8 protein-coding genes are annotated in these 11,521 nt (G+C 61.6%); 5 read left to right on the top strand and 3 right to left on the bottom strand.

Going from position 1 to position 11,521, the window contains the following annotated elements; all coding sequences use genetic code 11:
* Window positions 1-75 precede the first annotated feature (75 nt).
* Both HMPREF2993_RS02890 and HMPREF2993_RS02895 read right to left on the bottom strand, forming a co-directional pair.
* Window positions 76-1,539, bottom strand: a complete 1,464-nt coding sequence (locus HMPREF2993_RS02890) for an integrase core domain-containing protein (protein ID WP_070700927.1) — start codon at window positions 1,537-1,539, stop codon at window positions 76-78.
* 566 nt (window positions 1,540-2,105) lie between these two features.
* On the bottom strand, window positions 2,106-4,883 hold the full coding sequence (locus tag HMPREF2993_RS02895) for an ATP-dependent Clp protease ATP-binding subunit (RefSeq protein ID WP_070515872.1): 2,778 nt from the start codon (window positions 4,881-4,883) through the stop codon (window positions 2,106-2,108).
* Window positions 4,884-5,117: 234 nt separating this feature from the next.
* Between HMPREF2993_RS02895 and HMPREF2993_RS02900 the strand changes: the two genes are divergently transcribed.
* The 4 genes from HMPREF2993_RS02900 to HMPREF2993_RS02915 all read left to right on the top strand — a co-directional run bounded on the left by HMPREF2993_RS02900 (window position 5,118) and on the right by HMPREF2993_RS02915 (window position 9,432).
* Window positions 5,118-5,804: a hypothetical protein gene (locus HMPREF2993_RS02900; protein ID WP_070511101.1), complete on the top strand. Its 687-nt coding sequence runs from the start codon at window positions 5,118-5,120 to the stop codon at window positions 5,802-5,804.
* 122 nt (window positions 5,805-5,926) lie between these two features.
* On the top strand, window positions 5,927-6,592 hold the full coding sequence (locus HMPREF2993_RS02905) for a hypothetical protein (RefSeq protein WP_070700929.1): 666 nt from the start codon (window positions 5,927-5,929) through the stop codon (window positions 6,590-6,592).
* Between the two features lie 2 nt (window positions 6,593-6,594).
* On the top strand, window positions 6,595-8,073 hold the full coding sequence (locus HMPREF2993_RS02910; protein ID WP_070700931.1) for a serine/threonine-protein kinase: 1,479 nt from the start codon (window positions 6,595-6,597) through the stop codon (window positions 8,071-8,073).
* Between the two features lie 111 nt (window positions 8,074-8,184).
* Window positions 8,185-9,432 carry a serine/threonine-protein kinase gene (locus HMPREF2993_RS02915; RefSeq protein ID WP_070700933.1) on the top strand — a complete coding sequence of 416 codons (1,248 nt, stop codon included), beginning with the start codon at window positions 8,185-8,187 and terminating at the stop codon, window positions 9,430-9,432.
* A 9-nt stretch (window positions 9,433-9,441) separates the two neighbouring features.
* Here HMPREF2993_RS02915 and HMPREF2993_RS02920 read toward each other — a convergent pair whose 3' ends face one another.
* Window positions 9,442-10,842 (bottom strand): MDR family MFS transporter, encoded by a 1,401-nt coding sequence (locus HMPREF2993_RS02920; RefSeq protein ID WP_070515880.1) that lies wholly within the window; start codon window positions 10,840-10,842, stop codon window positions 9,442-9,444.
* Between the two features lie 270 nt (window positions 10,843-11,112).
* Between HMPREF2993_RS02920 and HMPREF2993_RS02925 the strand changes: the two genes are divergently transcribed.
* Entirely contained in the window at window positions 11,113-11,454 is a 342-nt protein-coding gene (locus tag HMPREF2993_RS02925; protein WP_049154720.1) for a hypothetical protein, read from the top strand.
* Window positions 11,455-11,521 lie beyond the last annotated feature (67 nt).

The raw sequence follows: 11,521 nt of genomic DNA on the forward strand, positions 1-11,521 counted from the left end.
ATAGGGTTTTTGGACATGGAGTCCGGTGTCTTCTTGGACACGGAATCCATGGTGTTTGTGGACACTTCTAGCGGTTTATGGTTGTTGCCTGCGTTTGGGCCGGGGTTTGGATAGTTTCGGGTTCATCCGTGGTGGTTGGCGGTGTTTCATTCCTTCAACGAGGTTGATGTTGATCTGACCACCTGGTGGTCTGTGGCTCAACGTGATCGGCAGTGGCACGCTGAAGAGGAATTCACCGTCATGGGCTGTGTAGAACTCCGCAACGTTTTCGGCTGTGACTGTGGAGTAGAGTCTGCGGTTTTTAAACCTCAGACCGATGTAGAGACCGAAGCCGCACACGCGTACAACGCCACCTTTGTTCACACAGAGTTGGTCTGGGATGCCCCAGTGGTTTGTTGATTGTGTCGTCGGTGCCGTTAGTGTGGGGGTATCGGTGGGAGGTATGCCTTGCAAAGCTGCCATGTCATCGATGCAGGCCTCGTGTGAAGTTGCCGCTTCCGCGGGGCCGTTTAGCTTTTCGGATACTGCTTGTGGGTTGTGTGCCTGGTTGTAGGCGACTACGCGGGCCCAGACCTGCTCAGGATCGAGTGGATGCTGAGGTGATGGTGCCTTGGGGAAGGTATCGAAGGCCTGGCGTGGTGTGATGTGCATTTTGCCGATAAGCAGTGATTGGTGCCGTCGTCGTTCGTTGTAGACCTGGCGGTATTCGGCCAGATATGTGTTGACCTCAGCAAGGCTGACTGGGTGGCGTGCATCGAGGAACTGGGTCAACGTGCGGTGAGAGCGTTCGTCTTTTCCCTGGGTTGTCGGGGCGAAACCAGCAATAGCAAGTACACCTTGGCTGGCGAGCCAGGTTTCAGTAGCAGAGAGAAAACCACGGTGGTAGGTGGCGAACGCATCGCCATTGTCGGAAAGGATTTCTTGCGGTTTGCCGTAGGCAGCGAACGCTGCGGCCAGCACAGCGCGTGCATCAGTACCGTTTTCTGGCAGGGCGAACGCTGTGGTTCCGACATCGAATCTGCTGGCATCATCGATAATCTGGTAAATCGTGACATGTGTGTGGGCATGGTCAAAGAGGCGATAGACCAGTCCATCGATTTGCCAGAGTTCACCGACGTGATCACGGGCGAAGCGCTTATAGGAGCTGCGTGGCCGTTTGCGGGCATTGGCATCAACAAATCCCAGTTCATGCAGCCACGAGGCGATTGTAGAACGCGATGGGGTGTAATCTGCGCCTACAGTGTCGAACAAAAAGTAGTAAATCGACCAAGGCCCATAATCTAAGCCTTGCTCCATTAACTGTTGTCTGGCGTGGACGACTGCGATTTTGTCGGCTTCATTAAATTTCTTAATCGGATTCTTCGGGGCAGTCGAATCCGGCACAATGCCTGCGCGGCCCTTCTGCTCTATCCGGTGTTTGATGTTGTGGTACGTCTGCCGCGAGATTCCTAATTCTTTGCAAAACTGTGTGACCGTCTTGCCGTCACGAACGGGATCGAAATCTGCGACCTTTCTACGCTTATGCAATGGAATAGCCATCCGGCTATTCCACCGCCTTAGACGTCCAAAAAGCCACTAGACATCCTGTCCAAAAACACCCTGGACTCCGTGTCCAAAAAGTCCCTAGACATCACAGGCTTAGGTCATGAGCGGGCGAGCAACGTCACTCCTAACACTGCTACCTGGTACTTTTCGGCGGTGGGGTGGGATTGTTCCGCACGAAACTGAACCAAGTCAAAAGGGCGTCCCGCAAAAGGCATCTGGCAAACGGCATCTTTGGGTCTAAAAACGCCATCTACAAGGCGTAAAAGGCGTTTTCAGCCGTGAAAACGCCTTATGACAGATGCCTTTTGTCAGACGCCTTTTACCAAACGCCTCCATCATCCAGGTCGAGCACCCGGAGCACGAATCTCACGAGACGGTGTGCTGATTCCCTTCTAGTGGTGGGCGGGCCTTCCCGCCCACTGGGCCTTCCCGCCCACTGGGGCGTGCCTCCCACCGCGGCTGGAGGACACACAAAGAAAGCCCCGAACCGCACGCGGTGTCACACGCATGCGGTTCGGGGCTTATTCCTTATGGGTCCAGCACGGGGCCCAAGTCAGCGCTTAGAGCGGCTGGCCAGCACCGGCACCTGCCGGCGGCGGGTTGCCGTCATCGCCATCGTCGTTGTGGGATTCCTCAGCGGAATCGCTACCAGACTCGTCGAGGACGTCCGGGGTCACCGTGTCCGGACCATTGGAGTCGGGGCCGTGAGTTTCGGCGTCGATCTCGGTGGCCAGTTCCTCATCGGCCTCACGCACGGCGGTCTCCTCGAGCTCCTTGTCGAAGGTGTCCTCCGGCAGCGGGCGTGGACGCGGCGTGAAGGTGAAGGTGGCAGAAGAGTTGTCCTTGGACTCGCCGTCCCAGCCTTCAACGTCCACGGTGATGATCTCACCCGCGCCGATTTCGCCGAAGAGGATCTTCTCGGAGAGCTGGTCCTCAATCTCGCGCTGGATGGTGCGGCGCAGCGGACGTGCACCCAAGACCGGGTCGAAGCCGCGCTGAGCCAGCAGGTCCTTGGCCTTCTGAGTGAGCTCGATGCCCATGTCACGCTCGGAGAGCTGCTTCTCTACGCGGGCGATGAGCAGCTCCACCATCTCGACGATCTGCTCCTGGGTGAGCTGGTGGAAGACCACAATCTCATCGATACGGTTGAGGAACTCTGGGCGGAAGTGCTTCTTCAGCTCGTCGTTGACCTTGTTCTTCATGCGCTCGTACTGCGCATCGGCGTCATTCTCCGAAGAGCCGGTGAAGCCCAAGCCCACGGCCTTGGAGATGTCCTGGGTACCCAGGTTGGAGGTGAAGATGAGCACGGTGTTCTTGAAGTCCACCACGCGGCCCTGCCCATCGGTCAGGCGGCCATCCTCCAACACCTGCAGAAGGGTGTTGTAGATCTCCTTGTGGGCCTTTTCGATCTCATCGAAGAGCACCACGGAGAAAGGCTTGCGGCGAACCTTCTCGGTCAGCTGGCCGCCCTCTTCGTAGCCAACGTATCCCGGAGGAGCACCAAAGAGGCGGGACGCGGTGAAGCGATCGTGGAACTCACCCATATCGATCTGGATGAGGTCATCATCCGAACCGAAGAGGAAGTTGGCCAGGGACTTCGACAGCTCCGTCTTACCCACACCGGAGGGGCCTGCGAAGATGAAGGAACCGGAAGGACGGCGCGGGTCCTTCAGGCCGGCACGGGTGCGGCGAATGGCGCGGGACACGGCCTTGACGGCATCGTCCTGGCCGATGATGCGCTTGTGCAGCTCCTCTTCCATGTTGAGGAGGCGGTTGGATTCCTTCTCCGTGAGCTTGAGCACCGGAATGCCGGTCCAGTGCGCGAGGACCTCAGCGATCTGCTCCTCGCCGACCTCGGCGATTTCCTCCAAGTCACCGGAGCGCCACTGCTTTTCCTTTTCCGCGCGCTCTTCACCCAGCTTGCGCTCCTTATCGCGCAGTCCAGCGGCCTTCTCGAAGTCCTGGGCGTCAATCGCAGCTTCCTTTTCCTTGCGGACCTCTGCGATGCGATCATCCACTTCGCGCAGGCCCTCCGGGGCGGTCATGCGCTTGATGCGCATACGGGCACCGGCCTCATCGAGGAGGTCAACAGCCTTATCCGGCAGGAAGCGGTCATTGATGTAGCGGTCCGACAGGGAGGCTGCAGCCTTCAACGCTTCATCGGTGTAGGAGACGCGGTGGTGTGCCTCGTACTTATCGCGCAGCCCCTTGAGGATCAGGATGGTGTCATCGAGGGAGGGCTCTTCCACCTTGACAGGCTGGAAGCGGCGCTCCAAGGCAGCATCCTTCTCAATGTGCTTGCGGTACTCATCCAGGGTGGTGGCACCGATGGTCTGCAGCTCGCCGCGGGCCAGTTTCGGCTTCAGCAAGGAAGCAGCATCGATAGCGCCCTCGGCGGCACCGGCGCCGACCAGGGTGTGGATCTCATCGATAAAGAGGATGATGTCACCGCGCTGGTTAATCTCCTTGAGCACCTTCTTCAGGCGCTCCTCGAAGTCACCGCGGTAGCGCGAGCCAGCCACCAGGGAGCCGAGGTCCAGCGAATAGAGCTGCTTATCCTTGAGGGTCTCCGGGACCTTGCCGTTAACGATATCGAGGGCCAGGCCCTCGACCACGGCGGTCTTACCCACGCCGGGCTCACCGATGAGCACCGGGTTGTTCTTGGTCCGGCGAGACAGAACCTGCATGATGCGTTCAATCTCGGAATCGCGACCCACGACTGGGTCCAGCTTGCCGTCGCGCGCAGCCTGGGTGAGGTTGCGGCCAAACTGGTCCAGCACCAGGGAGTTGGAGCGCTCGCCGGAGCCACCCGGGCCAACACGGCCTCCCTGGCCAGCGCCGGCACCGGCGCCTACCGGGCCGGGGCCACCCTGGGACTGGCCGCCTTCGCCTTCATTCCCTTCGTAGCCGGAGAGCAGCTGGATAACCTGCTGGCGCACGCGCGGCAAGTCGGCGCCCAGCTTGGTCAGCACCTGAGCCGCCACGCCGTCACCCTCACGGATGAGGCCGAGCAGCAGGAACTCAGTGCCAATGTATTTGTGGCCCATCTGGAGCCCCTCACGCAGGGAGAGCTCGAGAACCTTCTTCGCGCGCGGGGTAAATGGGATGTGGCCGGTGTGCGGCTGAGAACCTTGACCAATAATCTCTTCCACCTCACGGCGGACGTCCTCCAGCGAGATCCCCATGGATTCCAAAGCCTTGGCCGCTACGCCTTCGCCTTCGTGAATAAGCCCCAGGAGGATGTGCTCGGTGCCGATGTAATTGTGGTTGAGCATGCGTGCTTCCTCCTGCGCCAAAACGATGACGCGGCGAGCACGGTCAGTAAACCTCTCGAACATTACCTCTTACCTTTCGCTGTAAATGTGTCATCCACTCTAACGCGCGGGGCGGACACTCCATTCGCGAATTCCGCACCCCCCTACTCAAAAACCTCATTTCCCCAGGTAGAGCCACTGTACGCCGGTAGCGAACAGGTGGCGGGAGGCGTCGCCAAGCGCCTGCGCGCAAGCCTTAAAGTAAAGTAACTCTTCAGTCAACACTGGTTACATCCCCGCGGGAAGGAGCCTCCCCCGATGCAACAGGCACAGCACGGCACTCTGCTTATCGACGATCTGATTGGGCACTCCCGCCTCCTCGAGGTCTCCGAAAGCGTCACCCTTGGCCGCCAGGGGGACTTCCTACTGGCCTCCGATGATCCCGCCATGCACCGCACGTTCCTGCAGGTGTGGTCCAATGGCTCACAGTGGTTCATCAAGAACATCGGCAGTTTCATCGCCGCTACGATCCAGCCACCCGCCGCCTGCGGCTTCGGCCGCACCCTCATCAGCCCCGGCAGCATTGAAGTTCTGCACCCGGGAACCTCCACGCTCTATTTCTCCACTGCCACCATGAGCTACGAGTGCGAGCTCACCGTCATGCAGTCGCTGCGCAGCCCACAGCCCAGCCTTCCACCGGATGGGCCGTTTACCACCCACGTCTTCGAGCCGAATGAGGAGCAGTGCCTGCTGCTCAAGACCCTCGCTCAGCCACTCCTCGACAACCCCGCCGCGGAGCCACGGGTGGTCGTGAGTAGTCAGCGCGAGCTAGCAGAGGCCCTGGATTGGACGGAAAAGAAAGTAGAGCGCAAGATTCAGACGCTGGCGGAGACCTTGCAAAAGCTCGGCGTTCCGCAGTTCCAGCCGGGCCAAAAGATCTCATGGCGCATTGTGCTCGCCCAATTCGCGGCCGCGCACCCGCACTACTATGCGCACCTTTCATAACAATTCAGCATTATTGTTTTAAGCCGCTCACCGGTGCTGTTATTCTTTGTCTGATTCTGGCCCCTATCTATTTTTATCCCCTTCTATCCCTCATCTGTCCCTCTGCAAGGATCTGACAACCAATGTTCGCCTCCGTCTCTCCGCGCGCGCTAGCTGGACTCGGCGTAGCGCTCCTCGCGCTGTCTGCGTGCGCGACGAACAAAGACACCGCGGAGGATGCGCCCAAGTTCACGGTCACGGGCCAGACCACCCTGTCCCAGCACGAAGACGTTCCTGTCGAGGGGACCGATTCCGAGATCCCAGAACCCAGCGAACCTTCGCACCTGCGCCAGGAGGACGGCACCTACCTGCTCACGAAAAAGGAAGCGGGCCCAGGAGTGGTCAACGAAATCGTGGCCACCTACTCGGGCGTAGAGCCCTACGGTTTCCAAACCCTGCGCGTTGAGCTGGACAACCGGCGCTACGACGGGGCTACCGGCGGCTCTGCCCCGACCGGCGTGCTGCAGTGGGCCACCGGGGGTGCCCTTGTCCTCAGCGTGCAGGCCACGAACTTGAGTGGGGACGAGGCGGATTTGGACAACAATGCCGAATGGCAGGTGGCGCTTCTCGACGACACCCAGTCACACCACCTCAAGGAGGGCGAGGATTTCGTCGTGGACTGTGAGTCCGGCGAGTGCACGCTGGTTGCTCGGCTCACCGACCCTGGCGACTTGGTCGCAGAGATCAGCATCCGGCAGGCCGGTTATGAGCCTTTTGTCATTCACCAGCCCATCATCGTCGCCGCATAGCCATGAACAGCCAGCCCACCGCTTCCGGTCTGCCTTTGGATCTTGAGCCCGAGCTCAGCGCCAAGGGCTACTCGCAGTTCCACCAGATCGGTGCGGGTGGCATGGGCACCATCGTCTTTGCCCGCAAGGAAAGCTTGGACCGCGAAGTAGCCATCAAGGTCATCGCGCAGCATGCGGCCGAGGACGATGAGGAAGTCCGCCGCTTCATGGCGGAGATGCGCACCGTCGCGGCACTCGAGCATCCGGCCATCGTGCCTATCTACGATGGCGACATCACCCCGGGCGGCGTGCCTTATTTCATTATGAAATTCCTGCGCGGCCCCAGCCTGGAGGCGCACATCAACCAGCGCATCTTGGACAATTCCAAGTTCACGGTGGAGGAAACCGTGCAGCTGCTCGCGCCCATCGCACAGGCCCTGGACTACCTGGCGGCCCTGCCTTCGCCGGTCATTCACCGCGACGTCAAGCCCGCGAACATCATCGCCGATAGCACGCCTTCCCCCACGGCCCACAGTGATAACGAGGGCTGTACCGTCATGCTGGCGGACTTTGGCATCGCCATCAATGAGGACACGACGCGCTTGACCCGCGAAGGCCTGCGCGTGGGCACGGATGCCTACATGGCGCCGGAGCTCTACCCCACGCAGCTGGTCAAGCAGCCACCGCAGCCGACCGCCGCCAGCGACCGCTACTCGCTCGCGCTCATCGCGCTGGAGATGCTCACTCTGGTTAATCTGCGCCGCGCCACCAGTCCCCAGCAGTGGGCGCACAGCCGTGTGATACCGCAGTTGACCGCTCATAATCTGGCGCCTGGCGACGCTCCCCTCGCCCCCGCCCTCAACACTTTCTTCGCCACCGCGTTGAACCCGGATCCTCATCAGCGCTTCGCCAGCGCATCGGAGATGCTCGCGGAGCTGAGTGAGCTGGCGTCCGCGCCGCGCCCCGCAGCCCCAGATGCTGCCGCCGGCCCTGCTACGCCACCGGCCAGCCCCCGCCACGAGCGCGCCCAGCAGCCGCGGCGTCGCCATCTGAGCATCCTCGGGGGCGTGCTTGCGGCGGTGTTGCTGTGTCTGGCAGTCGCCGGCGGACTAGCGCTGTACGGCGCGGGGTGGGACGAGCACGACGAGGTTCTGGCCCAACAATTTCCACAGCTATTGCCGGAGCACCCTGGCCGCGCCCCGTGGCGCAACCTCGACTGCCGCCCCGCGCTGCCGGAAGCGGGGCAGCAGGCTCGAATCGTGTGCAGGGGCGACGACCTCACGCTCGTCGCAGCTGATTTCGGCACGGAGGACAACCGTAACTCCATCATGCCGCGCCGCCTCGACGTCTTAGTCCAGGATGCGTGCAGCATCACCTCGGCGGAAATCCCTCACCAGCCGGGAACGTGGGGAGTGTACCCCTCGGGCGTCTCCGCGCGTTTTGCTCTCGTTCTTGCTGGTCCGCAGGCCCACGAGGACCGTTTGAGCTTGCCCATCTGTTAGCCCACCCTGGCGGGAGCGCTGTGTCACGCCCATGGACACGGTGTCGCCTTTAGAATGAGGAAGATTCGTATACCTCACCGTCGACCTCCTCCACGAAGGATTTCTCTCACCGTGACTACGCTTCCTGAATTTTTCACTACCCAGCACCGGCTGCGCGAGAAGGCTGTCTTGGACCAAGGGACGGGCTCCTCGCTGTTTCTCGTGGAAGATCCCTCGCAAGACGAACTCCTCGTAGAGATTTATGGTCCGGAGCACCGCGGCGTGCTCCGCCAGTCCGGAATCGTTGGCCAGCTGCAGCACAGCGCTATTGCCCCCGTCGTGGGCACGGGCACAATGAACAATGGTCAGGAGTTTTTTGTACGCCGCAGCCTGCCGGGCGAGCAGCTGTCGAAGTACACGTCATCTGGCATCGGCGCCCATCACCTTTCCCAGGAGGAGGCTCTCGCCGTCTTTGCTCCCTTGGCCGACGCCACGGACTTCCTTATCCAGCAGGGCCGCGCTGGCTTTGCTCTCCGTGCGCTCAACCCGCGACGCATCATCCTCACCGATAACCGCTCGAACGCCTTCTTCGCCTCAGTCGGCCCAGCCACCGCTACCGACGCCCCCACTGCCTCCGCGAAGGAGGTCATCGACCGCCTGGCCCAGCTCGTCTCCGCGGCCTACCCAGGCTTCCGCGCTGCGGCCGCCTACCCCTCAGCCGCCGCCGTTATCGACGCCGTGCGCAGCACAAACACCGACAGCTCGAGCCCGAGCCCGGGCGCGGCCCCGTGGCAGTCAGCTCCGCAGCATACCGCTGCCCCGCAGGAGGACTGGGCCGGGCCGCAGCAACCCCAGCAACCCCAGCCTGGCTATGCTGCCGATCCCGCGGAGTCATCACCCACCACGCGCACCTCGAAATCGAAGGGCAAGGTCTTTGCGGGCTTGGGCGTGGGCCTTCTTCTCCTGCTCCTGGTTGGTGGGCTGCTGTGGTTCTTCTTGGGGCGGTCGGCGTGGTCCGACTCAGAGCAGGCGCTTGCCGACGGCCACCCCGGGCTCATCAGCTCCCGCCCCGGCGACGAAGGCTTCAACGGCGCCACCTGCGAATCCCGTGCTCCGGAGGACGGCCAAGAGGCGAAGATTACGTGCGTTGGTGACGGCGTGAGCTACTCCGTGGCGCGGTACGGGGACGTCACCCAGCGCGAGGCCGCCGGCCCGACGCAGGGCGCGCAGGAACTATCCAACGGACGCTGCACCGTGTACAGCTACGACATTTCCGATTCCGAGCCGGTGTTCTACATGAGCGCCGAGGACTCCACCGACGCCGTCCTCGTCTGGGGCGAGGACGCAGAGGACATCCGCCTCAACCTACCTCTGTGTTAAACCGCGCACTTAGTCCGCGCGCTTAAGCAGCGGTGCTATCACCGCAATGGCGATGCCGGCCACGCCGGCAAACAGGAAAGCCCAGTGCGTTCCCTGCGCCGTCGCCGCGGCCGGGCTTAGCCCAGCGGCAGCGCCAGCCAGGGTGCCGCGGGTGAGGAAGACAACGAGCAAAGCCGTTCCCGTCGCACCCGCCAACTGCTGGAAAGTGTTCATGATTGCCGAGCCGTGCGAGTAGAGCTTCTTCGGAAGCGAGGACAGCGCAGTGGTCATCAGCGGCGTCATCATCAAGCACATGCCGAGGGAGAAGATCACGTGCATACCCACGACCATCCACACAGCTGAGTTCTCACCCAAGGTGGCCATGAGCCACAGCCCGGCCACCATGAGCAGTGAGCCAGGAATCATGAGCGGGCGCGGGCCATAGGAATCGAAGAGCCGGCCCACAATCGGAGAGAGGAAGGCTTGGAGGATGCCGCCCGGCATCACCGCCAACCCCGTGGCAAAGGCCGTAGCACCCAGTGTGGTTTGCAGATAGATGGGCAAGACCGTGACCATTCCCAGCATGAGCCCAAAGGACAGGAGGAGGATGATCACCGCGAGGGTGAAATTGCGCACACGGAAGGGACGCAGATCCATCAGGGCGCGATCCTCCAGCGCCAAGCGCTGCTGCCGACGGATGAATACGGCAAGCGCGATGACGCCCACCACGGTAACGGCGATGTCCACCCAGCCGTCACCCTGCAGGATCTTTTCCATCGAGGACAGGCCGTAGATCAAACCGCCAAACGCGAAGGCGGAAAGGACGACGGAGAGGCCGTCGAGCGGGGTATCACGGTTCTCCCCCACATTGTCCAAACGCCAGAGCCCGGCGACGAGAATGAGGGCGATGAGCGGGACCATGGCCCAGAAGATAACGTGCCAGGTGAAGTGGTTGAGAATCGCTCCGCCGACGGTGGGGCCCAATGCCGGGGCCACGGAGATCACCACGGAAATGATGCCCATCACCGTGCCACGACGCTGCGCTGGGACCAGCGTCATGGCCACGGTCATAAGGGTAGGGATCATCAAAGCGGTTCCGCCAGCTTGAAGGACGCGGCCCACCAGCAGGATGAAGAAGCTCGGTGCGAGGGCCGCCACCACGGTTCCGGCCAGGAAGAGCCCCGCGGACGCAACGAAGATCTGGCGCGTCGTGAGCCTTTCCAGAAGGAAGCCGGTGGTCGGGATAACCACAGCCATGGTGAGCATGAATCCCGTCAACAACCACTGGGCACTCGTGGCAGGAATGGAGTAGTCCGCCATAATAGCTGGTAGCGCAACGGAGAGCGAGGTCTCGTTGAGAATCATGACCATCGCTCCCAGCACCAGGATGCTGAGGGTAGTTATTACCTTCGAAGGGATTTCAGCGGACATGCGGCCGGCTACACCTTTCAACTTTTCTATTTTGGGTCTTCAGCGCTGCTACTCACATCGTCAGCGCCCAAGAGACAACACGTGAGCGATTTAGTGTATTCCTCTGGTGGCCGGGGGTGCCACACGAGCCAAATGTGAACCCTCGTTGGGTGGCACTCCCCGGAATCTCAGCAGGCGCGCTAGGCCACACGGCAGTGTAAAGGTGACAGCGCCCTCCGTACTACTCAAAGCTCTAAAAGCTACTGCCTAAAGTTACAGAAAGGCCTCTGGATGCAGCGCGACCTCCTTGTCACTAACTCCGCTGGGGAACGCGCCGTCGTGCGCCCAGGTCAGCAGCTCGTGGCAGGCCGCGCGGGGGACTTCCCACTGGCTCCTGATGACGCCTCCATGCACCGTCACTTCCTCCACTTCTGGCAGCAAGAGGACAACTGGATGGTGAGTAACGTGGGCAGCTTCCTCGCGGCGGAGTTATCCTCCCCACACATCCGCACGCACGGCCCCATCAGGCTGCTGCCGCACGCTACCGCAGCCATCCCCGAGGGCACCTCGCTGCTGTGCTTCACGACGCCCAGCGGCTCCTACGAACTCACGCTGACTCGCGGCCCGCACTGATCTAGCGCTGCCCACCTTTCTCTGACACGAGTGCACGCGCGGCCGGGTCCAGGACGACGACAGCGCC

This window comes from Corynebacterium sp. HMSC068G04, assembly GCF_001814885.1.
In the GTDB taxonomy this organism is placed as follows: Bacteria; Actinomycetota; Actinomycetes; order Mycobacteriales; family Mycobacteriaceae; genus Corynebacterium; species Corynebacterium hiratae.

Bases quoted from the DNA above. Each gene is read 5' to 3' on its own strand.
- HMPREF2993_RS02900 (WP_070511101.1), top strand. From the start codon at position 5,118: ATGCAACAGGCACAGCACGGCACTCTGCTTATCGACGATCTGATTGGG.
- HMPREF2993_RS02925 (WP_049154720.1), top strand. From the start codon at position 11,113: ATGCAGCGCGACCTCCTTGTCACTAACTCCGCTGGGGAACGCGCCGTC.
- HMPREF2993_RS02920 (WP_070515880.1), bottom strand. From the start codon at position 10,842: ATGTCCGCTGAAATCCCTTCGAAGGTAATAACTACCCTCAGCATCCTG.
- HMPREF2993_RS02890 (WP_070700927.1), bottom strand. From the start codon at position 1,539: ATGGCTATTCCATTGCATAAGCGTAGAAAGGTCGCAGATTTCGATCCC.
- HMPREF2993_RS02910 (WP_070700931.1), top strand. From the start codon at position 6,595: ATGAACAGCCAGCCCACCGCTTCCGGTCTGCCTTTGGATCTTGAGCCC.
- HMPREF2993_RS02905 (WP_070700929.1), top strand. From the start codon at position 5,927: ATGTTCGCCTCCGTCTCTCCGCGCGCGCTAGCTGGACTCGGCGTAGCG.
- HMPREF2993_RS02895 (WP_070515872.1), bottom strand. From the start codon at position 4,883: ATGTTCGAGAGGTTTACTGACCGTGCTCGCCGCGTCATCGTTTTGGCG.